This window comes from Actinocrinis sp. (assembly GCF_035653575.1).
Classification (GTDB): domain Bacteria; phylum Actinomycetota; class Actinomycetes; order Streptomycetales; family Catenulisporaceae; genus Actinocrinis.
Genome location: NZ_DASRBQ010000141.1, coordinates 1 through 25,507, shown reverse-complemented (window position 1 = coordinate 25,507; position 25,507 = coordinate 1). Strand labels below are relative to the sequence as shown.

General features: G+C 69.0%; 26 protein-coding genes. 15 read left to right on the top strand and 11 right to left on the bottom strand.

Annotation, left to right across the window (positions count from 1 at the left end; genetic code table 11):
- Positions 1-97: 97 nt before the first annotated feature.
- The gene (locus VFA06_RS20025; protein WP_324842173.1) at positions 98-565 is read right to left on the bottom strand and encodes a hypothetical protein; all 468 of its coding nucleotides are present in this window, start codon (positions 563-565) and stop codon (positions 98-100) included.
- 321 nt (positions 566-886) lie between these two features.
- On the opposite strand from VFA06_RS20025, the gene VFA06_RS20020 reads away from it, so the two are divergent.
- The gene (locus VFA06_RS20020) at positions 887-1,534 is read left to right on the top strand and encodes a GNAT family protein (RefSeq protein ID WP_324842172.1); all 648 of its coding nucleotides are present in this window, start codon (positions 887-889) and stop codon (positions 1,532-1,534) included.
- Between the two features lie 46 nt (positions 1,535-1,580).
- On the opposite strand, the gene VFA06_RS20015 is transcribed toward VFA06_RS20020, so the two are convergent.
- Positions 1,581-2,864, bottom strand: a complete 1,284-nt coding sequence (locus tag VFA06_RS20015; protein WP_324842171.1) for an MFS transporter — start codon at positions 2,862-2,864, stop codon at positions 1,581-1,583.
- Entirely contained in the window at positions 2,861-3,454 is a 594-nt protein-coding gene (locus VFA06_RS20010; protein WP_324842170.1) for a helix-turn-helix domain-containing protein, read from the bottom strand. The genes VFA06_RS20015 and VFA06_RS20010 overlap by 4 nt, the downstream gene beginning before the upstream one ends.
- A 184-nt stretch (positions 3,455-3,638) precedes the next feature.
- On the opposite strand from VFA06_RS20010, the gene VFA06_RS20005 reads away from it, so the two are divergent.
- Both VFA06_RS20005 and VFA06_RS20000 read left to right on the top strand, forming a co-directional pair.
- On the top strand, positions 3,639-5,123 hold the full coding sequence (locus tag VFA06_RS20005) for a PAS domain S-box protein (RefSeq protein WP_324842169.1): 1,485 nt from the start codon (positions 3,639-3,641) through the stop codon (positions 5,121-5,123).
- Positions 5,120-5,701, top strand: a complete 582-nt coding sequence (locus VFA06_RS20000) for a GNAT family protein (RefSeq protein WP_324842168.1) — start codon at positions 5,120-5,122, stop codon at positions 5,699-5,701. Before VFA06_RS20005 ends, VFA06_RS20000 begins: the two co-directional genes overlap by 4 nt.
- A gap of 89 nt (positions 5,702-5,790) precedes the next feature.
- Here the strand turns inward: VFA06_RS20000 and VFA06_RS19995 are convergent, their stop codons facing one another.
- Positions 5,791-6,720: a mechanosensitive ion channel family protein gene (locus tag VFA06_RS19995; RefSeq protein ID WP_324842167.1), complete on the bottom strand. Its 930-nt coding sequence runs from the start codon at positions 6,718-6,720 to the stop codon at positions 5,791-5,793.
- 387 nt (positions 6,721-7,107) lie between these two features.
- Here VFA06_RS19995 and VFA06_RS19990 point away from each other — a divergent pair, with 387 nt between their 5' ends.
- The 5 genes from VFA06_RS19990 (at position 7,108) to VFA06_RS19970 (ending at position 13,468) form a co-directional block, all read left to right on the top strand.
- Positions 7,108-7,692 (top strand): HNH endonuclease, encoded by a 585-nt coding sequence (locus VFA06_RS19990; RefSeq protein ID WP_324842166.1) that lies wholly within the window; start codon positions 7,108-7,110, stop codon positions 7,690-7,692.
- Between the two features lie 158 nt (positions 7,693-7,850).
- On the top strand, positions 7,851-10,082 hold the full coding sequence (gene malQ, locus VFA06_RS19985) for a 4-alpha-glucanotransferase (protein WP_324842165.1): 2,232 nt from the start codon (positions 7,851-7,853) through the stop codon (positions 10,080-10,082).
- A gap of 100 nt (positions 10,083-10,182) precedes the next feature.
- On the top strand, positions 10,183-10,602 hold the full coding sequence (locus VFA06_RS19980) for a hypothetical protein (protein ID WP_324842164.1): 420 nt from the start codon (positions 10,183-10,185) through the stop codon (positions 10,600-10,602).
- Positions 10,603-10,606: 4 nt separating this feature from the next.
- Positions 10,607-11,281, top strand: coding sequence for a DUF5130 family protein (locus VFA06_RS19975; RefSeq protein ID WP_324842163.1), 675 nt, complete (start codon positions 10,607-10,609; stop codon positions 11,279-11,281).
- Between the two features lie 189 nt (positions 11,282-11,470).
- On the top strand, positions 11,471-13,468 hold the full coding sequence (locus tag VFA06_RS19970) for a protein meaA (RefSeq protein WP_324842162.1): 1,998 nt from the start codon (positions 11,471-11,473) through the stop codon (positions 13,466-13,468).
- 127 nt (positions 13,469-13,595) lie between these two features.
- Here VFA06_RS19970 and VFA06_RS19965 read toward each other — a convergent pair whose 3' ends face one another.
- From VFA06_RS19965 to VFA06_RS19945, 5 genes are all read right to left on the bottom strand, one after another.
- Positions 13,596-13,916 carry a hypothetical protein gene (locus tag VFA06_RS19965; protein WP_324842161.1) on the bottom strand — a complete coding sequence of 107 codons (321 nt, stop codon included), beginning with the start codon at positions 13,914-13,916 and terminating at the stop codon, positions 13,596-13,598.
- Positions 13,917-14,078: 162 nt separating this feature from the next.
- A complete protein-coding gene (locus tag VFA06_RS19960) occupies positions 14,079-14,951 on the bottom strand; it encodes an NPCBM/NEW2 domain-containing protein (protein WP_324842160.1) in 873 nt (290 codons plus the stop codon).
- A 146-nt stretch (positions 14,952-15,097) separates the two neighbouring features.
- Entirely contained in the window at positions 15,098-15,586 is a 489-nt protein-coding gene (locus tag VFA06_RS19955) for a GNAT family N-acetyltransferase (RefSeq protein WP_324842159.1), read from the bottom strand.
- 139 nt (positions 15,587-15,725) lie between these two features.
- Entirely contained in the window at positions 15,726-16,958 is a 1,233-nt protein-coding gene (locus VFA06_RS19950) for an RNA polymerase sigma factor (protein WP_324842158.1), read from the bottom strand.
- Positions 16,955-17,278, bottom strand: coding sequence for a YciI family protein (locus tag VFA06_RS19945; protein WP_324842157.1), 324 nt, complete (start codon positions 17,276-17,278; stop codon positions 16,955-16,957). Before VFA06_RS19945 ends, VFA06_RS19950 begins: the two co-directional genes overlap by 4 nt.
- Positions 17,279-17,507: 229 nt before the next feature.
- On the opposite strand from VFA06_RS19945, the gene VFA06_RS19940 reads away from it, so the two are divergent.
- Positions 17,508-19,043, top strand: coding sequence for a sialidase family protein (locus VFA06_RS19940; RefSeq protein WP_324842156.1), 1,536 nt, complete (start codon positions 17,508-17,510; stop codon positions 19,041-19,043).
- A 70-nt stretch (positions 19,044-19,113) separates the two neighbouring features.
- On the opposite strand, the gene VFA06_RS19935 is transcribed toward VFA06_RS19940, so the two are convergent.
- Together VFA06_RS19935 and VFA06_RS19930 are read right to left on the bottom strand one after the other, a co-directional pair.
- Entirely contained in the window at positions 19,114-19,992 is an 879-nt protein-coding gene (locus tag VFA06_RS19935) for an ABC transporter permease (protein ID WP_324842155.1), read from the bottom strand.
- Positions 19,989-20,924 carry an ABC transporter ATP-binding protein gene (locus tag VFA06_RS19930; protein ID WP_324842154.1) on the bottom strand — a complete coding sequence of 312 codons (936 nt, stop codon included), beginning with the start codon at positions 20,922-20,924 and terminating at the stop codon, positions 19,989-19,991. Before VFA06_RS19930 ends, VFA06_RS19935 begins: the two co-directional genes overlap by 4 nt.
- A gap of 133 nt (positions 20,925-21,057) precedes the next feature.
- On the opposite strand from VFA06_RS19930, the gene VFA06_RS19925 reads away from it, so the two are divergent.
- The 6 genes from VFA06_RS19925 to VFA06_RS19900 form a co-directional block, all read left to right on the top strand.
- A complete protein-coding gene (locus VFA06_RS19925) occupies positions 21,058-22,260 on the top strand; it encodes a sensor histidine kinase (protein ID WP_324842153.1) in 1,203 nt (400 codons plus the stop codon).
- On the top strand, positions 22,257-22,943 hold the full coding sequence (locus VFA06_RS19920; protein WP_324842152.1) for a response regulator transcription factor: 687 nt from the start codon (positions 22,257-22,259) through the stop codon (positions 22,941-22,943). The genes VFA06_RS19925 and VFA06_RS19920 overlap by 4 nt, the downstream gene beginning before the upstream one ends.
- 167 nt (positions 22,944-23,110) lie before the next feature.
- Positions 23,111-23,401 (top strand): hypothetical protein, encoded by a 291-nt coding sequence (locus VFA06_RS19915; RefSeq protein WP_324842151.1) that lies wholly within the window; start codon positions 23,111-23,113, stop codon positions 23,399-23,401.
- A gap of 223 nt (positions 23,402-23,624) precedes the next feature.
- Entirely contained in the window at positions 23,625-23,945 is a 321-nt protein-coding gene (locus VFA06_RS19910) for a hypothetical protein (RefSeq protein WP_324842150.1), read from the top strand.
- Positions 23,946-24,087: 142 nt separating this feature from the next.
- The gene (locus VFA06_RS19905) at positions 24,088-24,396 is read left to right on the top strand and encodes a hypothetical protein (RefSeq protein ID WP_324842149.1); all 309 of its coding nucleotides are present in this window, start codon (positions 24,088-24,090) and stop codon (positions 24,394-24,396) included.
- A 198-nt stretch (positions 24,397-24,594) separates the two neighbouring features.
- Positions 24,595-25,507: NADP-dependent oxidoreductase (locus tag VFA06_RS19900; protein ID WP_324842148.1), on the top strand; the 913-nt coding region annotated here is incomplete at its 3' end.

The window sequence follows — 25,507 nt, the reverse complement described above, 5'->3', positions numbered from 1 at the left end:
TCCGCCACGACGCCTGCGGCTGGCTGGGAAACGCCTACGGCTGGCCCGCCCTCCCGCCCCAAACGCTCGGCGACCTCGCTGACGCTCGGCCGCTCCGCTAAGCGTCGAGTTGCCCGTTCGGGATCTCGCTAGCCCATCCCTTGAAGTCCGGTGGGATCTCTCCGCGGAGAAGGCTGACGAACGCGCGACCGCATTCCAGCAGTGGGCGGGTGGGCAGATCCGCGCCGAACGAGTCGCTCTGACCACCGGTGCCGAAGGAATTCACGACGTCCTTTGGGATGGCTGGAGTCCACCTGTCCAAGCGGTGGAGCACGCGCTGCGACAGGTCGAGAACGACCGCGACGCGCTCTGCGTGCGTTCCGAGCCGTTCGTCTAGACATGATGAGACGAACCCCGTGAAACCGGCCGTGGCCTGCACTTGCCAGTCCTCGCGCGCCTCAGTGAGCCATACCGGAGCATCGGGCACTGTCGCGGCTTCCTGCGCCAAGAGGTAGAGCCAGACTTCCGCCTGAAAGTCCTTCACCCAGAAGCCGGAATCGCGGTAGTCCATGTACGAGCTGCCCACAGCCGCAGTAGACCACGTTCCCGCGTGCGACCTCCATGCAATTCCGTGTGCGAACGTCTGTCAGCCGTCAGCGAAACCTCGCCGGACCGCAGGACGGCTGCGCAGACTGGAGAAGCTTCGGCGACGGATGTCGGCGACGGGCCGGATGCCGCGGGTAAGACCACGCTGGCCGACGAACTCGCAGTTGGACCTGCGAGGCCGGGGCACAACTACGAGCCACAGCACCCAAGCTGGGAAGGCCGGCCGCGCTTTCCCTAAATCGGGTGCGCGTGGTACTGCGGAGCCTGATAATGCTGTGTGATCACGAGCTGTTGGCCCCTGATGGGCTTGCGAATTCGCACGCCGCGCCTTGAGCTTCGCCTTCCCACGGAGGCCGAGCTGCCCGTGCTGGCCGAGGCCGCGGTGAAGGGCGTGTACGCGCCTGGGGAGCGCCCGTTCTTTTCGAAATGGGCCGAGCGCTCTCCGGAAGAGGTCGCTCGCACGGTGGTACAGCGGCAGTGGCGCAAGCGTGGGGCGTGGAAACCGGAGCACTGGGCGCTGGAACTCGCCGTGTTCGAGGGCGGGCAACCCATCGGGACGCAGGAGGTCAGGGCCAAGGACTTCGCCGCGCTGCGGGAGGTGGAAAGCGCTTCGTGGCTCGGCGTCGAGTATCAGGGCCGAGGCTATGGCACGGAAATGCGGTCCGCCGTGCTGCACCTGGCTTTCGCCGGGCTCGGCGCGGCCTACGCGCTCTCAGCTTCGTTCGTGGACAACGCATCTTCCGCCGCCATTTCACGGAAACTCGGCTACCAGCCCGACGGGATTCAGCGTGACGCCAACAACGGCGAGGTCCTTGTCACTCAGCGCTTCCGGCTCTCGCGTGCGCAGTGGGAGTCCACAGAACGCCCGGCGGTAAGTGTTACTGGGCTGGAGCCGTGCCTGGACCTCTTCGGCGCAGGCGGCACTGGCGAAAACGAATTGGGAAAATAGCGCACGCAACGGTGACGTGCTGCGCAGCGCCGCTATCGCAGGATGCTCATGCGTCGGTCCTGATCTGGTCGACGGGTTCGTTGAGCACGTGCAGGCCGCGGGCGATGTGGGTGCTGACGGCTATGGCGGTCAGCACGCTGGCGATGACGAGGGTGGCTGCGGTCGAGCCTATGGTCGCGGCCAGGTAGCCGGCGGCGAGCGGGCCGAGCCAGCGGATCGAGGCCGCGCTGAAGTTGATGGCGCTGGAGACCCGCCCCATCAACGCGTCCGGGATCATCCGTGCCTCGTAGGTCTCGAATACCACGTTGATCGGCCCGATCAGGAACATCATCGCGGCCAGCAGCGCGCCGATCGCCCACGGCCAGGGCACCAGCGCAATACCGACCGACCCCAGCGCCGTCAGCCACGAGACCGCCATGACCAGCCGTCTGCCGGGTATGCGCCGCGCGATCCGGGAGGAGAACAGCGAGCCGGCCAGTCCGCCGACGGCGCCGAGCGACGTGACCGCGCCGACCACGGTGGAGCTGCCGTGCTGGTTGCGCACCAGCACGATGACCAGAAGGAACATCCCGGCGATGCTCGCGTTGGCCAGCGCCACCCAGGTGGTGAGGAAGCGCAGGTAGGCATTGCCGCGAATGAAGTCGAACCCTGCGCGGATGCTGGTGATGACCGGCTCGCCCGGCTTGCGCTCGTCCGGATCGGGCCCGAGCGGGGTTCGGATCAGCACGACCCCGAGCGCGCCGACCAGGAACGAGATGGCGTCGCCGAGGAAGGGCACCCATCGCGCGAGGGCGAACAGGAACCCGCCGCTGGTCGGCCCAGCCAGCCGGATCGCCATCATCCGCCCCTGATACTGCGCGAACGCGGTCGGCAACTGGCTGGCCGGGACGACGCGGCGCAGCGCGGCGAACCCCGCCCCGCCGGCCAGACCTCCCACGGCGCCTTGAATGAATCCGACCGCGGTCAGATGCGCGATGTTCACATGACCGGTGGCGACCGCGGCGACGACGGTGCTCACGACAAGCGCCTGCGTCAGCGGCCCAGTGATCAGGATCGTGCGACGGGAGAACCGGTCCGCCAGCGCCCCGCCGAGCAGCATCGTGGCCAGGGCGCCGATGCCTTCCGCGGACCCGACGAAGCCCGCACGCGCCGCCGATCCGGTCACCGCGAGGATCAGCAGCGGGAAGGCGACGGTCGAGAGCGCGGTGCCGAATTCCGAGATGGTGCCTGCGATCCACCAGCCGGTGTAGTCGCGATTGCGCCATAGCAGCCGGGCCGGCGTCGCCGGATCGTCCGGTAGCTGCTCGGCCGTGTCTTCGATGGCTGTCATGCGTCCGCTCCCGGATTCTCGGCGTCCTGCTTGAAATCCCGCGGCCGGTAGAGGGCGTAGAAAAAGTCCGCGGCCGGTTGCGTGGGGTCGTTGAGCGCGGTGAGCTCCGCGTGTAGGGCATGCAGCTTTGCTCGGGCGATCTCGAAGTTGGCCGGGCTAAGGCGCAGCAGCTTGAACCGCATGTCCTTCTCCGCACCGAGCGGAGCGGACTCCACGTCGGCGAGCGCCAGCCGCATCAAGTGCTCGGGCTGGCCGGGACCGCCGCTCGGCAGCGCGATCACCTTGTCGAGGACGCCGTAGTACAGCTCGGTGACCCCGCGCACCTTGCGCGTATCGACGACGTGGACGAACCCGGCTTTCGCCAAGACCTTCATATGGTAGTTCGAGCTGCCCTTGGCGATGCCCAGACGCGCGGCGACCTGGGTCACCGTCGCCGGGCCGTCGCGCAGCACGCGCAGCATCCGGTGACGCGTCAAATTGCCGATGGCGTGTAGCTGCTGATCGGTCTCGATGTGGAGGAGATCTTCGGGAGGTTCGGCGGATTCCGGCGGGCCGGGCGGTTCCTGCGGGTCTGGGTCGGGAGCGGGCATGAGCCAATGGTCAAGATGTATTGACCATTCGTCAAGCAGTCAAGATCGGGGCCTGGGGCGGAGAGCGTTTCCACCACCGATAGACTTTGGATTTGGTGTCCGTCGGGCGATGCACCGGGTCGGTTGACCGGGTGGGGCGCGATGGGCAGAGACAGGCTGGCTGGACTACTGAGAGGCTGAGCCTATGGCATTGCGACAGCCTCCTTTCGAATCGCTCGGACCGAGTGCGCTGGGTCTATCGGCGCAGGACACCCTGCACCTGCTTGAGCGCAACATCAGCGACTACGCGATCTTCATGCTTGATCCGACCGGGCATGTGGTGAGCTGGAACGCGGGTGCGGAGCGGATCAAGGGCTATACCGAGCAGGAGATCCGCGGTAAGCACTTCTCGGTGTTCTACCCGGCCGACGACATCACGGCCGGCAAGCCCGAGCGTGAGCTGGAGATCGCGATCGCGGAGGGGCGCGTCGAGGACGAGGGCTGGCGGGTGCGTAAGGACGGCACCCGATTCTGGGCCAACGTCGTGATTACCGCACTCTTCGACGACTTCGGGCGGCTGCGCGGGTTCGGCAAGGTCACCCGCGACATGACCGACCGGCGTGAGGCCGAGGAGGCGCTGCGCGAGAGCGAGGAGCGCTTCCGGCTGCTCGTGCGGGACGTCACCGACTATGCGATCTTCATGCTTGATCCGACCGGGCATGTGGTGAGCTGGAACGCGGGTGCGGAGCGGATCAAGGGCTATACCGAGCAGGAGATCCACGGTAAGCACTTCTCCGTGTTCTACCCGGCTGAGGACATCGCGAGGGGTCGCCCGGAACACAACCTGGAGACCGCCGTGCTGGAGGGGCGGGTCGAGGACGAGGGCTGGCGGGTGCGTAAGGACGGCACCCGGTTCTGGGCCAACGTCGTGATCACCGCCCTGTACGGCGAGAAGCGCCGGCTGCGCGGGTTCGGCAAGGTCACCCGCGACATGACCGAGCAGCGTGAGGCCGAGCAGAGCCTGGAAGAACGCAGGCGCCTGCTGACGCATCTGATCCAGGCGCAGGAGTCGGAGTGGCGCCGGATCGCGGCAGAACTGCACTCGGGCTCGATCCCGGAGCTGGACGCGGTCTCGCGCGATCAGCGGGAACTGGCCGAGCAACTGCCAGAGCCGTACGCCGAGCAGCTGCGGGAGCTGGTCACGCGGGCCGACACCGCCACCGAACAGCTGCGCGCCCTGGTGACGCGGCTGCGCCCGCCGGGCATCGAGCGTTCCTCCCTCGTCGCCGCCATCGACGACTACCTGGCCGCCAACGCCGCCGAATGGGGCCTCGACTACTCCGTCGAGAGCCGCCTGGAGTCGGAACCGCCGCCCGACGCGGCCGTGACCATCTTCCGCATCTGCCAGGAGGCGCTCACCAACGTGCACAAGCACGCGCACGCCAAGAACGTCTCGGTGAGCTTGTCGCACACCGGAAGCGGAGTCCTCACCAGGGTCAGTGACGACGGGGTCGGCATCAGCGGACCGGCCGATCTGCGCCCCGCGCGGGACCACTACGGCGTCGTCGAGATGCGCGAGCGGGCGGAGACGGTCGGCGGGTGGTGGACCATGCGCCGCACGGACCCGGGCACCTTGGTCGAGTTCTGGGTGCCGGCCCTGCGGCGGCGGATCGGTAAGGCGCCGGCGTGACAGGCAGCGTACGGCTGCGGCCGATCGTCGAGGCCGACTTGCCGCTGCTGAGCCGGATCTACAGCGATCCGGTGGACGCTTCCGAGTTCGGGTTCTTCGGCTTTCGCAACCCCGGGCACTTGCATAAGGCCTTCGAGGCCGGATTCATCAGCGAGAACGGCGGCAAGCTCGCCGTCGTGCGCGACTTGGAACCCGACGAGGTGCGCGCGGCGGAGCACGGCGGGGCGGCCGGGACCGGCACCGGGGACGTCGTCGTGGGCGACGTGGGCTGGCACCGCGTGGTCACGGGACCGAACTGCGCGACCTGGAATGTCGGCATCGGGCTGCTGGCCAAGGAGCGCGGCAAGGGCTACGGCACGCGAGCGCAGCGGCTCCTGGTCGAGTACCTGTTCTCGCACACGCAGTGCTACCGGATCGAGGCCGGGACCGAAACCACCAACCTCGCCGAGCAGCGCGCGCTGGAAAAGGTCGGGTTCACGCGGGAAGGCGTCATTCGCGGCGCCTGCTTCCGAGCGGGCAAGTGGCGCGACATGGTGTCCTACTCGATCGTGCGCACGGACGTGGAGTTGCCAGACTGAGGATCGGACGGCGGACGGCTTGACCGGGCACGTGAGCCCATGGCGACGGGCCCGGCCAGCCGATCTATCCCAGCCGATCCATCACCGCGTCACTTAAGCGAGGCGACCTGCACATCGGCGGCGTCCAGGGCCGACTTCAGCCGCGCCCGTAGCTCCCGCGCCACCTCGAAGTCCTTCTGCGGCGCCGTGCGTGCCTGTATGCGGATGATCACGTACGCACCATCCAGCGATTCAACGCCGACGACCTTGGGCCGATCATCCGTGAACCGGTCACGCCAGGCCTCGTCCGTGTAGAGCTGATCTGCCGTCAGCGCCATGATCTCGCGCGCCCTACCGACGTCCTCCGTGTAAGCCACCGGCACGTCTACGACCGCGCGTGACCAGCCCTGCGACTTGTTACCGACCCGGCTGATCGAGCCGTTGCGCACGTACCACATCACCCCGTCCGGATCACGCAGCTTGGTGATGCGTAGACCGACCTCCTCGACCGTGCCCTTCGCCGTGCCCGCGTCGATCACGTCGCCGACGCCGTACTGGTCCTCGAAGATCATGAAGATCCCGGAGATGAAGTCGGTGATCAGGCCCTGCGCGCCCAGGCCGAGCGCGACGCCGACCACCGAGACCGAGGCCAGGATCGGCGCGATCGGGATCGTCAGCACCGAGATGATCATCAGTCCGCCGATCACGAAGATGATCGCGCTGGACAGCGATCGCAGCACCGACCCGATCGCCTGGGTGCGCTGCCGCGTCCGCTCCCCGGCCACAAGGCCGAGCCGCCCGACCCCCTCCGCGGCGCGGGTCGCGTGCTTGACCACCCGGTTGATCGCCCGCGTGGTCACCACCCGGATCGCGACGCACGCCACGATGATCGTGGCGATCTGCGCGCCGTGGCTTATCAACAGGGAGCCGTGAACCGAGAACCAGTGCCCGACGCTGCTGCCGGTCACCGGCGGCGACGTCGGGGTGTCGGACGGCCGGGGCAGGGTCGCGGCCGGTAGAGCGGCCGAGATCGCGAACACCGGTCGGATCATCCTTTCGGACCAGAGGGTCGGGCAGACGGTCCGACGGTAGCCGAATCGCGGACGTCAACGACCGGATTCCGGGGGCATCAGGACTGATTCACGAGGTTTAGTCCGCTTTATCCCTCCGCATAACGCCGAATTCATGCAGGTCGCGTTGAAACGCAGTGGCGCGGGAACAACACAGGCAGCCACACTGGATACACGCCCGACGACGGGCGGCTGCGGTCAGGCTTGGCAAGCCTGCTGCGCGGCGGATGGGCCATGGTTCCGTCATGGCCGTACCTCCCGCAGGGTTCGACGCCTTCGAGCACCGCACCACCCTCCCGTCGGGCAACCGGAGCCCGGTGCGAGCCACGCGCCGGGCGCTGATAGGAGGAGGCACCCGTGCCCCACTCGCTGGTCCTGAACGCTTCCTACGAGCCACTCTGCGTTGTGCCCCAGCGCCGCGCGGTGGTCCTCGTCCTCAATCAGAAGGCCGTCACCCTCGAAGAGACCGGCGCCCCGCTGCACGCGGCGTCGTTCGAGCTGCCCGCACCCTCGGTGGTCAAACTGACCCGGTACGTCCGCGTCCCCGTGCGCCGCGGCGTGCCGCTGACCCGCCGGGCCATCTTCGCGCGCGATGCCGGGCGCTGCGTGTACTGCGACGCCCCGGCGACCAGCATCGACCATGTCATCCCGCGTTCGCGGGGCGGCCGGCACGCGTGGGACAACGTCGTCTCCTCCTGCCGCAGGTGCAACCACGTCAAGGCCGACCGGCCGCTGATCGAGCTCGGCTGGAGAATGAAACGGCAGCCGGTCCAACCGAGCGGTTCCGCATGGCGGATCCTGTCCTCGGGAAGGACCGATCCTCGTTGGATGCCCTACCTCAAGGGGTACGGAGCCGATGTGGACCGGTTGCCGTTCGAGCCTTACGGGCCGGACGGCATTGTCGTCTCTGAGGGGTCCAAGGGCCGGCGGCTGGCCGCTTGATCGGCCGGCTCCGTGCAGCATGGCTTAACCGAATGACAATCACATAGACCCACGATGAATCCGCCGCCCCGGGGTAGCCGGTGTTGTGAGTGCTTCGCAACACCGCTGACCAGAGCGGCGGATTCCTTCTGTAACGGCGCTGTGAGAACTTGGTAACCATGAACTCCGTGACGCGGCACGGTGCGGATCAGGGTACGGATGAGAACGTCCGGAACCGGCGGGCGGACGGGCTCGAACGGTCCGGGACGGGCGGCGCACAGGCCGCCTGGCCCGAGCTGATCGAGGCCGCCCGCGCCTACCGGATCGCCACCGAATACCACGACTGGCAGGGCAAACGCGTCGAGGTCCCGGCCGCGACGCTGATCGCGGTGCTGGCCGGATTCGGCGTGGACGCCTCGACGCCGGACTCGTGCCATGAGGCGCTGCGTCAGCTGACGGAGCGTCAGTTCCGTGCGCTGCCGCCGTGCGTGGTGGTCCGTCAAATGCCTGAGCGGGTGAGCCGGGCGCGTGAGGCCGCGGAAGTCCCGCGCGTGACCGTACACGCGCCGCAGGGCACGCAGCCGACGCTGTGGATCGCCTTGGAGGACGGCGGGCGGCGTTACGACGTGGCGTTGCTCTCCTCCACGGCGACCGAGCGGCGGGGTTTGTCCGCCTACACCTTCGCGTTGCCGATAGCGCTGCCGATCGGCTGGCACACGCTGTATGCGCGGATCGGCGGCGAGGTGAAGCAGGCGCCGCTGGCGGTCGCACCCCACCGCCTCACCACGCCGACGCGCCGCCGGGCCTGGGGCTACACGCTCCAGCTGCACTCGATGCGCTCGCGCCGCTCCTGGGGCATGGGCGACCTCGGCGACCTGGCCGAGCTGGCCGCCATCGCCGGGCACGACCTCGGCGCCGGTTTCCTCGTAGTCAATCCGCTGCACGGCAGCAGCGGAGTGCCACCAGTCGACCCCTCGCCTTACCTGCCGGCGACGCGGCGGTACCCGGACCCGATCCACCTACGCATCGAATCGGTACCCGAGTACGCGTATGCACCGGCCGAGGTTCGCGAGCAGATCGACCAGATCGGCGGCGAGCTGCGCAAGCGAGACCTATCCGACGATCTGATCGATCGTGACCAGGTCTGGGAAGGCAAGGCACTCGCCCTGCGCCTGCTGTACGCCACACCGCGCACAGCCGGACGGTCGGCCGCATACCGCGCCTACCTCGCGCGCGAAGGCCGCGCCCTGCAACTGCACGCCACCTGGCTCACCCTCGCCCAGCTCTACGGCGGCGACAGCACGGCGTGGCCGGAGGCACTGCGCCGGCCGGATTCCGACGCGGTGGCCGAGTTCCTCGAGCTGCAACGCGCGGAGATCGACTTCCACTGCTGGCTGCAATGGCTGCTCGACGAACAGCTCGCGGCGGTACGCACCGCGTGTGCTCACGCCGGGATGCCCTACGGCGTCTTCCACGATCTGGCCGTCGGTGCCCAAGCAGACGGCGCGGACACGTGGGCCGATCTCGACGTCTACGCGCAGGGCGTGACGGTCGGCGCGCCGGCCGACGAGTTCAACCAGCTCGGCCAGGACTGGAGCTCGCGGCCCTGGCGGCCGGACCGGCTCGCCGAGACCGGCTACCTGCCGTACCGGCAGATGCTCGCCGGAGTGCTGCGGCACGCGGACGGCGTCCGCATGGACCACGTGATGGCGCTGTTCCGCCTGTGGTGGGTGCCCGCCGGCAACAAGCCGAGCGAGGGCACCTACGTCTACTACGACCACGAGGCGCTGCTCGCGGTGCTGACCCTCGAGGCGCACCGGGCCGGGGCCCTGGTGATAGGGGAGGACCTGGGCACCGTCGAGCCCTGGGTCCGCGAGGCGCTGGCAGACCGCGGCATCTTCGGCACCAACGTGCTCTGGTTCGAGCGGGACGACAACGGCAAGCCGCACCCGCCCGGCCGCTGGCGGGAGAACTGCCTCGCGGCGATCACCACGCACGACCTGCCGCCGACCGCCGCCGTTCTCACCGGCGCGCACTTGGAGCTGCGCGAGCAGCTCGGCCTGTTGACCCGGCCGCTGGAGGAAGAGAAGGAGGCGGACCGGGCGAACGTACAGGCCTGGATCGACCTGCTGCGCGGGTGCGGCCTGTTGCGCGCGGGCGCGGGCGAGCAGGAGACGATCGAGGCGCTGCATCGCTTCCTGGCCTGGACCCCGGCGCGGTTGATCGGCGTGTACCTGCCCGACGCACTCGGGGACGTGCGGCCGCACAACCTACCCGGCACATCCGGCGAGACGTATCCGAACTGGCGGCTGCCCTTAGCCGATTCGGGCGGGCGACCGGTGCTGCTCGACGAGTTCGCCGCACATCCGCGCGTGCGTTCCCTGGCGCGCGTTCTACGCGCACTGGCCTAGATACCTGCTCAGAACCGCTGAGAGAAAAATCCAGGCCCGGATCTCGCCTGAATGCGGACCTGGGCGCAAGCCCGCCTTCCAATTGAGCTACCTTTTTCACGTGTCCATCACCACGCTCTTCCGTACGACGCCCCCGGCGCGGCTGCGCGCCGCGGCCCGCGCCGGCGCGGTCGTCGCCACGGCCGCGGTCCCGCTGCTGGCCGCGACGGCCGCGTTCGCCGACTACCACCACTACGACGGCGAGGACTCCGGGCCCGGCCTTACCGTGCTGCAGACGCTCGGCCTCTACGTCGGCATCCCGCTCGGGCTGTTCCTGCTGATCTCCTTCCTGGTGGTGCTGCCCGGCTGGATCCGCGGCGACCGCAACCGCCGCGAGGTCGGCTGGATCGGCCAGAACGGCGCCGGCGCCCCGGCCGAAGGCTCGGCCAAGGCCGCCGGATCCGCCTCGCCCTCCTCCGCCCAGCAGAGCGTGAGCGCGGGCAAGTCCGCCGGAACCGGTGGGGCCAGTGGCTCCTGGTGACCAGGTGACCGCCGGCGAGCAGGCGACGGCCGATCACGACGCGGCTGCCGCGCCAGCGCAGGCCGAGGCGAGCGGCGCGGAACACACCGGCGAGTCGCACGACGACGCGCAGTCCGCCGCGACCATCCCGGCGGCCACCGCGGACGGCGGCCCGGCCTCCGCCGCGACCGAAGCCGCGAGCACCCACGAGGCCGCGCAGCAGCAGACCGAACGGGAGCAGGCCGAGGTCGAGCAAGGCATTCTCGGCGCCGCCCCGGTCCGGCACGCGCCGGCTCCGGTCTCCGCACCCGCCGCCGCGGCCGGCACGAACACCGCCCCCGCTCCTGCCGCGCTGATCGAGTCGACTCAGATCCGCCGGGCCATCACCCAGGCCGAGAAGCGCACGGACCTCAACTGGTCGGTCTTCATCGGGACCCTGGGCGACAACCCGCGGGCCCAAGCCGAGGCGCGCCACGCCGAGCTCGGCCCGGCCGCGGCCAAGTCGGTCCTGATCGCCGTGGACCCGGCCGCGCACCGGCTGGAGATCGTCACCGGAACGCATGCCCGCACACTGCTGGACGACCGTTCCTGCGCCCTCGCCGCCGCGTCGATGACCTCGACCTTCGCGGTGCGCGACCTCGACGGCGGGATCGCCTACGGCATCCTCGCGATGGTGGAGCACGTCCGCCGCGCACGCTGAGCGGCGGCTGCCACCACGCCGCATTCCACCAACAGGCCCTGCGCGCGCTCACAACGACGTGAGTCGCGGCCGCCGCCCGGCAAAGTGAGCCGGATCACACTGGCGGCATAGTTACCGGCCAGTAAACTCCGCAGCAGAGGCGTCGACCACACCCGTGGCGGCGACGATCACGCGGAGGTTTCCGACACCATGGCGTACGCGGCCGAACCTGCCCAGCCCGCCCGCCGGGACCGGCCATGGGTCATGCGCACCTATGCGGGCCACTCCACCCCGGCCGAGTCGAACGCGCTGTACCGGCGCAACCTGGCCAAGGGCCAGACCGGCCTGTCCGTCGCCTTCGACCTGCCGACCCAGACCGGCTACGACCCCGACGCCGATCTGGCGGCCGGCGAGGTCGGCAAGGTCGGCGTGCCGATCGCGCACGTCGGCGACATGGAGGCGCTGTTCGACGGCATCCCGCTGGCCGGGATGAACACCTCCATGACGATCAACGCGACCGCGATGTGGCTGCTCGCGCTCTATCAGGTGACCGCCGAGCGGCAGGGCGCCGACGTCAAGGCGCTGGCCGGTACGACGCAGAACGACATCGTCAAGGAATACCTCTCGCGCGGTACCTACGTCTTTCCTCCCGCGCCCTCGCTGCGGTTGACGACCGACCTGATCGCATACACCGTCAACGCGTTGCCGCGCTGGAACCCGATCAACATCTGTAGCTATCACCTCCAGGAAGCCGGGGCCGACCCGGTGCAGGAGATCGCTTACGCACTGTCGACCGCCATCGCAGTGCTCGATGCGGTACGCGACAGCGGGCAGGTACCGGAGAATGAGTTCGATCGCGTCGTCGAGCGAATCTCCTTCTTCGTCAACGCCGGGGTGCGGTTCGTCGAAGAACTCTGCAAGATGCGCGCCTTCACGCGCCTGTGGGACGAGATCACGGGCGAGCGCTACGGCGTGGAAGACGCGGGCAAGCGCCGGTTCCGATACGGCGTTCAGGTCAATTCGCTCGGCCTGACCGAGGCGCAGCCGGAGAATAACGTCGCGCGCATCGTCCTGGAGATGCTGGCCGTCACGCTGTCCAAGGACGCGCGGGCGCGCGCCGTGCAGCTGCCGGCTTGGAACGAGGCGCTGGGCCTGCCACGGCCGTGGGACCAGCAGTGGTCGCTGCGCATGCAGCAGGTGCTGGCCTTCGAGTCGGACCTGCTCGAATACGGCGACCTGTTCACCGGGTCGCACGTGGTCGAGGCCAAGACCGCAGAGCTGGCAAAGGCGGCGCGGGCCGAGATCGAGCGGGTGCAGGCGATGGGTGGCGTGGTGGCCGCGGTGGAGTCCGGTTACCTGAAGTCGCAGCTGGTCGCAAAGCACGCGGCGCGCCGGGCCCGGATCGAGTCCGGCGAGCAGATCGTGGTCGGCGTCAACGCCTACACCGAGACCGAGCCGAACCCGCTGATCGCCGACCTCGACGCGGCGATCCAGACGGTCGATCCCGAGGTCGAGCAGCACGCCATCAGCGCCCTGGCCGAGTGGCGCAAGACACGGGACGACCAAGCGGTGGACGCGGCGCTGGCCAAGCTGCGCTCCGACGCCGCGGATCCGTCGTTGAATCTGATGCCTGCGACGCTTGAGTGCGCGCGGGCTGGCGTGACCACGGGAGAGTGGGCCGGGGCGTTGCGCGAGGTCTTCGGCGAGTTCCGCGCGCCGACGGGCATCGGCGCGGACGCGCCGACCGCCAACGCGTCATCAGAGCTCGTAGCCTTGCGCGAGTACGTGCGCGAGGCAGGCCGCGAGCGTGGCCGGCGGCTGCGGATCCTGGTCGGAAAGCCGGGCCTGGACGGGCACTCCAACGGCGCGGAACAGATCGCGGTGCGCGCCCGTGACGCGGGCTTCGAGGTCGTCTACCAGGGAATCCGGCTCACCCCGGCGCAGATCGCGGCCGCGGCCGTCGCGGAGGACGTGCACTGCGTCGGCCTGTCCGTGCTCTCCGGCTCCCACCTGCGCCTGGTCCCCGACGTGATCGAGCGGCTGCGCGAGGCCGGGGCCGGCGACATCCCGGTGGTCGTCGGCGGCATCATCCCGGACGCCGACGCCAAGGCACTCAAGGAGCGCGGCGTCGCAGAGGTCTTCACGCCGAAGGACTACGACATGACGCAGAGCCTGACCAGGATCGTGGACCTGATTCGCGCATGCTGATTCGCGCATCCTGAGCGGGCGTCTCCCACTGGAAGGCGCGCCGAATTGGGAACGGGCCGCCACGCACCTTCAGGGAGGTGCGTGGCGGCCCGTCAGTTCTCCGCTCGGTCCGCGGTTCGGACGCGGTTCAGGACGCCGCGGCGGCCTTGGCCGGCTCGTCGTCCGGAATGTCGTGCGCCTTGATGAACTCGTCGCCGAGCACCTCGTGCGCGGCCTTGAGGTGGTCGAGGTCGACCTCGCCGTGCTCGGCCGCGTGGCCGTCCAGCGCGCCGAGGATGCGCTCCACCGGGCCGTGGTCGCCGCCGAGCCGCTGCTCGGCGTACACCGCGATGCCCAGCTTCAGGAACAGCTTCGCGCCGTGGCGGTGGATGTTCCACTGCTCAATGGAGTGCTCGGTCTCCTCGATGCCCTTTTCGGTGACTTCGAGCACCTTCTCAAACAAGCTCATACGGGTCCCCTCACTTCACTTGGGAGGCGAGGTGAAACACCGTCACCGTCCCCCCGGTGGCAACAACTCCGGCCAGACTTTACAGCCAATCGGGTGACGCAGCGCCAGGTCTGACCGGACCGTGACTTCTCATCCCCCGGACATACCGGCAAACCGGCAACATCAGGACACGGCGGCGTTGCCCAGAGCCACCTGGTTGTAGCCGCTGCCGTTGTTGGCCGTCCGGTTGCACGTCACCACGAGCCGCTCCACGCCGGTGATCGGGATGCGGATGGTGGCCGGCTGGCCGATGGCCGTCTTGTTGACCGACAGCACCTTGCCGTTCTGATCGGAGAAGGTCATGGTGATGGTCGCTCCGGTCGCACCCGGGGCGTTGTCGGGGATGCCGAGTGTGGTGGTGAAGGTCGAGTAGCCCGCGACGTTCCAGTCGAGCGTCGAGTTGCTGGGGCAGTAGAACCTGGAGCTGTAGGGATAGTCGACGTTGGAGATCGTCACGTCGACCTTCGTCTCGACGCTGCCGTCGACCGGAGCGGGCAGGTAGAGCGTGCCGTTGATCGGCGAGAACGCCGGGTTCGGCGTGCTCGAGGCGAGGTCCTGAGCACTCGCGCTCGGGCCGGCTGTCGCACCGTCGGAGGCCGCGGGGCTGGCAGCGCCGGGCGGCGTAGTCGGCGAGGCGGAGACTGACGGCGCGGCCGACGCGCTCGCCGCCACCGCGGTCGCGGTGGGCGTGGACTTGGCGGAGTCAGCCGCGTCCGCCGGCTTGGACGACGGCTTGACCAGCAGGTAAATCAGCGCGGCGACCAGTGCGAGCAGGACGATCAGCGTGAGCAGCACCCAGCGCGCCGTCGTACGCGAGACCGCGATCTCCCGCGGCGGGGCCGGCTCGATCGGCCCGGGGATGCGCACGTCGACGCCGCTGTGCTCCTCCCGCGGCACGATCTCGCCCTCGATCGTCGGCTCGCCCTGCCCCTGTAGCGGGCCCTGTTCCGCATCGCTCCACTCACCCCGCGGCGGCGGGTTCGTCTGTCCGGACACTGTCTCCCCTTCAGCCTTATACGCTGCCTGATGCCAGCTAAGCGACAGTGTGACCAGCGAGTTGACACGTCGTCAGATAGTTGCGTAATCGACGCATCACGGTTCGGTATCGCGGAGCCGCACAGCTGGGGGAGATGCCGCGGGAGTCAGTTCTCCAGGCTCAGCCGGAAGAAGCGCTGCGTTGACGTGGTGCGTACGTGCTCGAAGCCGTTCTTCTCGAGGACCCGCTGCGAGCCGATGTTGTCCAGATCGGTGTCGGCGTTGATGGCGGTGATGCCGCCGTGCGCGCGGCAGATCTCGACGAGCTGGGCGACGGCCTGGGTGCCGTAGCCCTGACCCCACTCGGGTTCGACCATGCCGTACCCGATGGTGACCTCGCCGGCGGCGTCGGGCGGCCCGTGGAAGCCGGCGGTGCCGATGGTCCGGCCGTGGTCGCTTGGTACGAGGGCGTAGATGCCGAAGGGCGCCGGATCCTCCTGCGCGGCGGCGAGCCCGGCGGCCGGATCGGAATCGTCCTCGCGCGGGAATCCCTCGGCCCACCGATCCTCGGGCCCTGGCTTGCCGGCGGCGATTCGGGCGGCTTCTTCGCGGCTGACCTGCTTGAGGTCGACTTGCTTGGCGGCTGCGTCAGTCATAGTGCGCCCGATCCAACCAGATCGCCCTCCGAAGATCCGCAGGTTTTCCGGCCGGCCGGACACGACCCCGCGCCGCGCCAGCTGCGTGACCGGGTCTGCTGGCACGAAGCCCCTGAGCCCCAGCTTCTCACTCGACTGCTCACCCCAACTGCTCCCGTCGGCGCGTGAGGGAAGCGACCTCGGCCGTGTTGCCTGCCAGCTCGATGGCTTTGTCGTATGCCGCACGCGATTCCCGGCTGAGGCCGATTCGGCGCAGCAGGTCGGCGCGGGCCGCGTGGAAGGCGTGGTAGCCGGCCAACTTCCCCTCGAGGCGGTCGAGGGTCGCCAGCGCCACCTGCGGGCCATCGAGCTCTGCGATCGCGATAGCCCGGTTCAGCGCGACGATCGGTGACGGGTCGAGACGGACGAGTTGGTCGTAGAGCGCGAGGATCTGCGACCAGTCGGTGTCGCGTACGTCGCGGGCACTGGTATGCACGGCGTTGATTGCCGCCAGGATCTGGTAGCGACCCGGAGCCACGCCGGAGGCCAGGCGCTCACGTACGAGCTGGTGTCCCTCGGCGATCAGCGCCGCGTCCCACGACCCGCGGTCCTGCTCACCGAGGGCGACCAACTCGCCGCTCGACGAAACCCGTGCGGTACGCCGGGCCTCGGTCAGCAGCATCAGTGCCAACAACCCGGCCACCTCACCATCGGTCGGCATGAGGGTACGCATCAGGCGCGTCAGCCGGATCGCCTCGGCGGTCAGCTCGTGGCGTACCGGATCGGTGCCGGGACCGGTCGCCAGGTAGCCCTCGTTGAAGACCAGGAAGAGGACCGTGAGCACGGCGGAGACGCGTGCAGGCAGATCCTCCGCCAGCGGTACCCGATACGGAATGCGCGCCGTCTTGATCTTGGCCTTAGCCCGGGTGATCCGCTGCCCGATGGCGCTCTCCTGTACGAGGAAGGCGCGCGCGATCTCGGCCACGGTCAGGCCGCCGAGCATGCGCAGCGTCAGGGCGACGCGGGCCTCGGTCGCGAGCGCAGGGTGACAGCAGGTGAAGATCAGCCGGAGCCGTTCGTCGCCGATGGGTCCGGAAGGCTCGGGCGGGTCGTCGGCGTACGACATCTGGGCCTCCCTGTGCTTCTCATCGCGCTTGTTCTCGCGCCGGATCCGGTCGATGGCCTTGCGGTGGGCGGTGGTGGTCAGCCAGGCGCCGGGGTTTGGCGGAACGCCGTCGGCCGGCCACCGCTCGACGGCGGTCGCGAACGCCTCAGCTGCCGCCTCCTCCGCGACGTCGAGGTCCCCGAAGCGTTTGGCCAGGGCGGCGACCACCCGTGCCCATTCCTCGCGATGGGCCCGGGTGATCGCCTGCTGGACGCCGGTCTCGGTCACAGGAACGGCCGGACCTCGACCTTCCGGTTGCAGGCCTTCGACCCCTCGGCGGCCAGCTTGAGCGCCACGTCGAGGTCGGGGGCCTCGATGATCCAGAAGCCGACGACGTACTCCTTGGTCTCCACGAAGGGCCCGTCGGTGAACATCGCCTCCCCGCCGCGGTTGTCGATCACCGTCGCCGTGCCGGGCGCCCCGAGGCCGCCGGCGAAGACCCAGTAGCCCTTGGCCTGGAGCCGGTCGTTGAACACGTCGATCGCGGCGTCCTCTTCGGGAGTGGCGAGGTTGGCGTTGTCGTTGATCACGGAAACCAGGTACTGCATCGTCAGCTCATCTCCCGCTGCGCTGGGGACGCCCCTCGTGGGCGGCCGCTCACCCGTACTACGAACGACTCGCCCCCGATCCGACACCGCCGCCCAGAAATCTTCAAGGAACTTACCGGCGTCCCAGCCTGCCGCCCGGATGGCGCATTGTCGTGAGGCGACACCGAGAGTATGTGTTACTTCGGGGTGAATCCGTGCCTTATTGCTACAAGCTTGGGGGGAACACCTTATGCGCCACAAACTCGTGCGCATCGTGACGTTGAGCTCAGCAGTGCCGGCCCTCGTGCTGGCGACCGTATCTCCAGCCCTGGCCTCGGCCGAGACGGCACCCGTCACCGCCTCCTCCGCGGATCCCTATTCTGGCTGTCCGACGACCGGCCAGACAGGCACGGTCTTCCCGGACGCCGAGGTGGAGCCTCAGGTCGCGGTCAACCCGCATACCGCGGGCAACGTCATCGGCGCCTGGCAGCAGGACCGCTGGTCGAACGGCGGCTCGCGTGGCCTGGTCGCCGGGTTCTCCACCGATGGCGGGAAGACCTGGGGCCAGAGCCAGCTGCCGTTCAGCGGCTGCGTCACCGGGATCAATCCCGTCCTTGACCCGTTCACCGGCGCGCCCTACGACCGGGCCTCGGACCCCTGGGTCTCCATCGGCCCTGATGGGACCGCCTACGCCGTCGGCTTGCTGGCGACCGAGAGCACAATCAGCGGAGGCGGCAACAACGACACCGGCGTGGCGGCCGCGACCTCCACTGACGGCGGCCAGACCTGGGGCAACGCCCGCCTGATCAAGGCGGACCAGGGCACCAGCCCCGTCTTCGAGGCCACCCAGTTCTTCAACGACAAGGAGTCCGTCACCGCGGACCCGACTACCGCCGGCACGGCCTACGTCGTGTGGGACCGGCTGAAGGCACCGAGCCACACGCCGGACGCGGCCCTGCGCGCTCACGCCTTTCGCGGACCGACCTGGTTCTCCAAGACCACTGACGGCGGCGAGACCTGGACCGGCACCCGGGCGATCTTCGACCCCGGACAGAACAGCCAGACCATCGGCAACGTGATCGTGGTCAACCCCGCAACGGGCGTCCTGTACGACTTCTTCGAGCAGTTCTCGACGACTGGTTCGCCCCACTTCACGCCACGCGGCGTCAGCGTCGGCTTCGTCTCCTCCTCCGACGGCGGCGCCACCTGGTCAGGAGCGACCACCATCGCGGCCCAGCAGTTCGTGACCGACACCGACCCGAACACCGGTGCCCCGCTGCGCACCGGAGAGGGCCTTCCCTCCGTCGCCATTGACCCGAGCACCGGACAGCTCTACGTGGTCTGGTCCGACAATCGGTTTACCGGCACGGTCAACCAGATCGTCCTCACCACGTCCACTGACGGCGGCAAGACGTGGACCGCGCCAGCAGTGATCAGCACGGTCACCGGTGCACCCGCCTTCACGCCGACAGTTGCGGTCAACTCGGCAGGCGTCGTCGGAGTCACGTACTACGACCTGCGCAACCTGCCGCCCGGCGACACCACGACACTCCCGACCGACTACTGGTTCACCGCGTCGTTCGACCGCGGCGCGACCTTCGGCGACGAAACCCACGTCGCAGGCTCCTTCGACTTGATGACGGCGCCGAACGCGGGCGGCTTCTTCCTCGGAGACTACGAGGGCCTGGGAGTGAGCGGATCTGCATTCCTGCCGTGCTTCGTGCAGGCGCAGCCGGCCAGCGCGACTGGTCCGACGGACGTGTTCGCGAATTCCGTGACTCCGTAGCCCCGTAGCTGTTTGCACCAGAAAGGCAGAAGCCGCGCCGACCAGGGCGCGGCTTCTGCCGTAGACGTTCCTACACGTCCCGTCGCCGAGGGACGAAGGCGATGACCGCGGTCGCTGCCAGAGCCCAGACAACGTACGAGATCCAGGCTTCAATGACGGACGGGTGTCCGCCGACGATGTTCTTCGTGTTGCCGATGGTGATCAGCAAAAGCCAGCCGTTCTCGGGAAGTACGTTGGCGACGTGGCCGAAGACGTGCGTGCCCAGAACGTCATCGACGCTTGAGATGCCGATGGGCAAGACCCAGAAGTAGAACGCGGCGGCGAAGATGGCGGCGGCGGTGTGCCGGACCAGGGTGCCGATAGCGAGCCCGATGAGGCCGCTGAGGGGGAACAGGAGCACGGTTGCTGCGAAGACGCGCGCCATGCCCGGCGTCGTCCAGCCGTAGGCGGTGATCCGGGTCGAGTACATGGCGAGAGTGGTCTGCCAGCACAGGGCCGTGACGATCGCGCCGACGACCGTGAAGCTGCCCGCGACGACGGCTGCCTTGGCGAGCATGACGCGACTGCGTCTGGGCACTGCGATGAGTGTCGTGCGAATAGACCCGGTGGCGTGCTCGGAGACGATGATCTGCGCGCCGATCACGCCGATCATGATCATCACAGTGTAGAAGCCGGGCGGGTAGAACGCGTCGAGCGCGGGCTCGATCCCCTGCTTCATCCAACCGCCAGGCCCCGGCCATTCGGCGGCAGTCTGCTCAGCGGAGCCGTACGCGAGGAAGATCGCAGCTGCGGACACCGCGGCCAGGACCACGAAGGTCGAGCGCAGCGAGCGGAACTTCAGCCACTCGGATGCGACAAGGTCGCGCCAACGTGGCACGGCCGCAACGCGTCCGCGTTCGCGTCCGGCGCCGAGCGCCACGTCATTCGCCGGCAGGCTGTTGCTGCTCATCGGGTTCCTCCCGCGATCCCCGCGACGCCGGTCCGGAACTGGACGCTGTCCGCCGTCAACTCCATGAAGGCCTCCTCCAACGACCCGCCGTACGCCGCGACCTCGTACACGAGGACCCGGTGAGCGAAAGCCAGCTCATTGATGCGAAACGTGCTCAAACCGGTCACGGTGAGCAGTTGCGCACCGTCCACGCTCACGCCAGCGCCGGATTCTGCCTCCCGCAGCACCTTGGCCAGCCCGCCTGGATCGGGAGTGCGGACCCTGACATGCGCGGTTGTCGCGCGGGCCGCGAACTCGGCCAGCGATTCGTCCGCGACAAGTCGTCCGCCGCCGATCACGATCAGGTGATCCGCGGTGTGCTCCATCTCGCTCATGATGTGACTGGACACCAGCACCGTGCGTCCCTGCGCGGCCAGCCCACGGAACAGTTCGCGCGCCCAGCGGATGCCCTCCGGATCCAGTCCGTTGATCGGCTCGTCGAAAATCAGCACCGGCGGGTCGCCAAGCAGCGCCCCGGCGATCCCCAGCCGCTGTCGCATCCCCAGCGAGTACCCGCCGATCCGCCGCCCTGCCACGTCCGCCAACCCGACCTGTTCCAACACCTCGCGCACCCGTCGGCGCGGCAACCCGTTGCTCCGCGCGAGTGCCGCCAGATGCGCATGTGCGGTCCGTCCCTTGTGCACGTCACCGGCGTCGAGCAGCGCCCCGACCTCGCGTAGTCCGGTGCCGTACCGCTGGAACGGCCTGCCGCCGACGGTCGCGGTGCCGCCGGTGGGCCGGTTGAGGCCGAGCAGCATTCGCAACGTCGTGCTCTTCCCGGACCCGTTCGGGCCCAGGAATCCGGTGACCTGCCCCGGCCGCACGTCGAAGGTCAGCCGGTCTACTGCCAGGACCCTGCGATAGCGCTTCGTGAGTTCATTGACTTCGATCACGTCCTCAGGCTCTCGGGAATCGAGGCCGCGCCGCGTCCGGCCGCCGGCCGATCCGCTAACAAGCCGACTCGCCCGCCGGGCGTACGCTTCCAGGCGGACGCGGGACCTCGCCGGGCCCGGCTACGATCCCCGAGTGGAGCAAGCAATTCCGCGTCCGCCGCTGCTCAGGCAGATCCCACAGCAGGTCTGGACCGTCCTGCTGTGGAGCACGGCCCTGCTATACGCGACCGCCATCTGCCTTGGCCGGGTCTTCTACCAGGTACCGCACGGTCGTTCCCTACGCGATGACCTGACTCCGGCGGAATGGGTCGCGCTGTCTCTGCTACTCGCGGCGCCCGTCGGCCTGGCCCTGCGTCGGCCGGTGACAGTGTTCTGCGTCCTGACGGCGGAATCGGTCGCGGCCGTCGCCCTCGCCTTCCGGGCGCCGTGGGAATGGCTGCTGGTCATGGGCGCCATGGACGCGCTGCTGCTCTATCTCGCGGCGGTCCGGCCGCGCCGGATCAGTGTGCCGATCGCAGTGCTCGCCCTGGCCGCACAGATCGCCGAGAGCCAGTCGAACATGCAGGGTCGGCCGGCGCTCCTGGTCGCGGCGGTGGCGCTCGGTTCGGCGGTCGTGGCCGCCTGGAGTGTTGGAAACTCAGTCCGGCAGCGCCGCGCGTACGACGCCGCACTGCGGGCCCAGGCCGCCGCGCAGGCCGTGACCGCCGAGCGCCTGCGGATCGCCCGCGAACTGCACGACCAAGTGGCCCACGCCATCGGCGTGATCGCGATCCAGGCCGGAGCCGCGGGCCTGGTGCTCGACACCCGGCCCGAGGGCGCGCGCACCGCCCTCGCTGCCATCGAGACCACCAGCCGGCAGACCCTGGCCGGGCTGCGCCGAATGCTGGTCTCACTACGCCGGGCCGAGGCCGACGAGCTGTCCGATTTCGGGCCCGCCGAGGGACTTGAAGCGCTGACGCGACTCGCCGAGCAGACCGCCGGGGCGGGGATCGAGGTACAGGTTGCCTGGAGCGGCACGCGCCGACCGCTGCCGCCCGAGGTCGACCTCGCCGCCTACCGCATCATTCAGGAGGCGGTTTCCAACGTGGTGCGCCACTCCGCCGCCCGCCAGTGCCGGGTCAGCGTCGAGTTCCTGGCCGCCGAACTGGCCATCGACGTGCTCGACGACGGCCCAGATGTACGCCGCGACTTTGACCCCGCGGCCCGCAATCCGGCGAGAACCGCGGGTTTCGGCATCGCGGGGATGCGTGAACGTGTCGCCCTGCTTGGCGGCCGGTTCAGCGCCGGACCGCGCCCTGACGGCGGATTCCGGGTGACCGCGAGCCTGCCCGGATGACCGCGCGCATCCTGCTTGCCGACGACCAGCCGCTGGTGCGCGCCGGACTGACCATGGCAATGGCAGACCTGCCCGACCTGGCGGTCGCCGGTGAGGCGGGCAACGGCGCCGAGGCGATCCGGTTGGCGAGCGAACTGCGCCCGGACGTGGTCGTGATGGACATCCGCATGCCCGGCACAGACGGCATCGAAGCCACCCGCGCGATCACCGCCGCCACGACCGACGTACGAGTACTGATTCTGACCACCTTCGACGACGACGACAACGTCTACGCCGCATTGCTCGCGGGCGCCAGCGGATTCCTGGTCAAGGACATGGCGCTGACTGACATCATCGCCGCGATCCGCGTGGTCGCCGCAGGAGACGCCCTGCTCGCCCCCTCCGTCACCCGCCGGCTGATCCGCCAGTTCGCCACCCATCGGCAGCAGACCGCACCGGGCCGCACCGCCGGCCGAGACCGCAAACTCGACAGACTCGGCGAACTCACCGAGCGGGAACGCGAAGTCCTCATCCTCGTCGCCCGCGGCATGTCCAACGGCGAGATCGCCGCCCACCTGTACATCAGCCCCGCAACAGCCAAGACCCACGTCGCCCGCCTGCTCGCCAAGCTCGGCGTCCGCGATCGCGTGCACCTGGTTATCGCGGCCTACGAAACCGGGTTGGTGTCCCCGTCGAGTCAATGAACCTGAAGCATGCTTCGTACGCGGACAAAGCTTCCGGCAGATATTTAATATGACTTTGGATCACTCGTCCGTATCGGCTATTCCTCGCAAGAGTCCGTAGCCCAATCTTGCTGCCGGGCGTTCTACAGCGTGATCGTTCCTAGCAGGACATCTTGGAGGATACGAAAATGCTGAAGAAGACCCTCTGTGTCGCGGGACTCGGTGCCGCGGCGTGCGCAGTATCCGCAGCGCCCGCGAGCGCCGACACGGGCGCGTTCGGCGGATCGAGCGTGGTGGCGCCTGACCAGAGCGGTTTGGTCATCATCGACGCCCCGCTGGTCGACCTGCGCTGCGCCGCTCCCTGGTTCGGTAGCGCCGTGCTCGGCGGATCGCTGCCGATCGGCATGCAGTCTGTGGTCTGCGACGACGTCAAGTCACCGGTCTCGCTGTCGCACACCGGGAATGACGGTCTGCTCTAAGGCTTTTCCGCGCGCCGAGGGCGAGGATTCGTCATTTTCAGAGACCTCGTCCAAGCCCTCACCCTTTTGTGGTTGATGCCCGCGCGGCGCGAGCCTCGGCGACATGAACCCGCGGAAAGTGCGTTGGGCTGGATGGGTGAAAGAGGCGCACGCGCGTAACCCGCGGTCGAATAGGCCGGTTGGGTACCCACGAGAAGTTTATTCGTTCACTGAGGAGGGCCTCATGCCCAAGAAGTTCTTCGCCGTCGCCGGCGCCGCTGTCAGCCTGATGCTCGCAACGGCCGGCGCCGCGGCCGCCTCCCAGTCGCCCGCAGATGACGACTCCGGTGCGTTCAACAACTCGCCGTTGTCGTTCCTCGGCGACCAGGACGGCGTGCTCAGCGTCGACGCCCCGATCGCGGACCTGCGCTGCGCGACCCCGTGGTACGGCAGCGCCGTGCTGGGTGGCACCACCCCGCTGCACACGCAGAACGTGGTGTGCAATGACGTCGACGCGCCCATCGAACTGAGCCAGAACGGCCCGCAGGGCGGCCTGCTCTTCTAAGGCGTCCGCACGCGCCTCCTCCAGAGCCCTGATGCGGATCGGCGTGGCCCGGTGCCCCGGAACGTGACCGGCACCGGGCCGAGTCGAGACCGCATCATGCGGCCGAAGCGTCGTTCCACGCGATGAGAGTAAAGATCCTTCAATGCCTTCCGCGGCCCGCCTGACCGTGTTCGCAATCGCTGTGCTCGGCGCCGTATCCGGCGCCGAGCCCGCTTTCGCCGACGCCCACCCGTCTCTCATCGAGGCACCGATCATCGGTCCGTTGGAGACAGTCGGGGCCTACGCTCTCGTAGGCCAAGCGCAGCAGCAGCTCTCCGAGAGCCTGAGTGCGGCACTCCCGGCCCCCGCCGGTTCACAACTTGCGCCGGCTACCTTGCTGGGCACCAGTTCACCGCTGCTCAACCTGGAGCCCAAGCCCGACGGCGTCACCGTCAGCGGCGCTCTGCAGTAAGTACATCGTCGTGCTCGACGACGATCCGGTAGTCCTCGTGTGTGCGCACCGGCCGACCGCCCAGGGAACAGGTGCTGACGCAGTACAGCCGAGTCTCCTTCCGGCCACTCGCCCGCGCGCGAACAGATGCCACGCTTTCTTTGGATGAGACCACGGTCTCGGCCAAAGAATGCGTCGGCGGACCTGAGCGAGGACAACATGAGCGAGCGCACCATGCGGGCAGTGACCATCAACGAGTTCGGCGGAGCGGAGGTGCTGACCGTCGGACGGGTCCCGCGCCCCGAGCCGCTGCCCACCGAGGTGCTGGTCCGGGTGCACGCCGCCGGGGTCAACCCGGTGGACTGGAAGACCCGCGAGGGCCGGGGCATGGCGGGACTGCAGACGCTTCCGTTCATCCCGGGCTGGGATGTGTCCGGCGTCGTCGAGCAGGTCGGTTTCGGCGTTACTACCCTGAAGGTCGGCGACGAGGTATACGGCATGCCGTGGTTCCCGCGCGCCGCCGGCGGCTACGCCGAGTACGTGACCGCACCGGCCCGCCAGTGGGCCCGCAAGCCGGCCTCCCTCGATCACGTGCACGCGGCCGCCGTGCCGCTGGCGGCGCTGACCGCCTGGCAGGTTGTGGTCGACACCGCCCACCTCCAGGCTGGCCAGCGCGTCCTGATCACGGCCGCCGCCGGCGGGGTGGGCCACTTCGCGGTCCAGTTCGCCCGGCACCTTGGCGCCCATGTGATCGCCACCGCCAGCGAAGCACGCCACTCCTGGCTCAGGGAACTCGGTGCCGAGGAGACCATCGACTACACCACCACCCGCTTCGAGGACGTCGTCAAGGACGTCGACGTCGTCATCGACTTGGTGGGCGACGCCCATGACCAGACCAGCACCCGCTCGCTGAAGGTCCTGCGCCCGGACGGCCTGCTGGTTGCCGTCCCGGCCGGCGTCTCCCCGGACCTGGCCGCAGCCGCCGAGGCGGCCGGCGTGCGCGTCACCGGGTACCTGGTCGAGCCGGATGGTGCCGCGCTGACCACGATCGCCGGCCTGATCGACGACGGCGAGGTCGCCGTCGAGGTGGAGGAGACCTTCCCGCTGGAACAGGTCGCCGCGGCCCACGCCC

Excerpts from the sequence above, each read along its gene's own strand:
- VFA06_RS20020 (WP_324842172.1), top strand. The coding sequence starts at position 887 with ATGGGCTTGCGAATTCGCACGCCGCGCCTTGAGCTTCGCCTTCCCACG.
- VFA06_RS20015 (WP_324842171.1), bottom strand. The coding sequence starts at position 2,864 with ATGACAGCCATCGAAGACACGGCCGAGCAGCTACCGGACGATCCGGCG.
- VFA06_RS20010 (WP_324842170.1), bottom strand. The coding sequence starts at position 3,454 with ATGCCCGCTCCCGACCCAGACCCGCAGGAACCGCCCGGCCCGCCGGAA.
- VFA06_RS20005 (WP_324842169.1), top strand. The coding sequence starts at position 3,639 with ATGGCATTGCGACAGCCTCCTTTCGAATCGCTCGGACCGAGTGCGCTG.
- malQ (WP_324842165.1), top strand. The coding sequence starts at position 7,851 with ATGAACTCCGTGACGCGGCACGGTGCGGATCAGGGTACGGATGAGAAC.
- VFA06_RS19970 (WP_324842162.1), top strand. The coding sequence starts at position 11,471 with ATGGCGTACGCGGCCGAACCTGCCCAGCCCGCCCGCCGGGACCGGCCA.
- VFA06_RS19965 (WP_324842161.1), bottom strand. The coding sequence starts at position 13,916 with ATGAGCTTGTTTGAGAAGGTGCTCGAAGTCACCGAAAAGGGCATCGAG.
- VFA06_RS19955 (WP_324842159.1), bottom strand. The coding sequence starts at position 15,586 with ATGACTGACGCAGCCGCCAAGCAAGTCGACCTCAAGCAGGTCAGCCGC.
- VFA06_RS19945 (WP_324842157.1), bottom strand. The coding sequence starts at position 17,278 with ATGCAGTACCTGGTTTCCGTGATCAACGACAACGCCAACCTCGCCACT.
- VFA06_RS19940 (WP_324842156.1), top strand. The coding sequence starts at position 17,508 with ATGCGCCACAAACTCGTGCGCATCGTGACGTTGAGCTCAGCAGTGCCG.
- VFA06_RS19935 (WP_324842155.1), bottom strand. The coding sequence starts at position 19,992 with ATGAGCAGCAACAGCCTGCCGGCGAATGACGTGGCGCTCGGCGCCGGA.
- VFA06_RS19920 (WP_324842152.1), top strand. The coding sequence starts at position 22,257 with ATGACCGCGCGCATCCTGCTTGCCGACGACCAGCCGCTGGTGCGCGCC.
- VFA06_RS19915 (WP_324842151.1), top strand. The coding sequence starts at position 23,111 with ATGCTGAAGAAGACCCTCTGTGTCGCGGGACTCGGTGCCGCGGCGTGC.
- VFA06_RS19910 (WP_324842150.1), top strand. The coding sequence starts at position 23,625 with ATGCCCAAGAAGTTCTTCGCCGTCGCCGGCGCCGCTGTCAGCCTGATG.
- VFA06_RS19905 (WP_324842149.1), top strand. The coding sequence starts at position 24,088 with ATGCCTTCCGCGGCCCGCCTGACCGTGTTCGCAATCGCTGTGCTCGGC.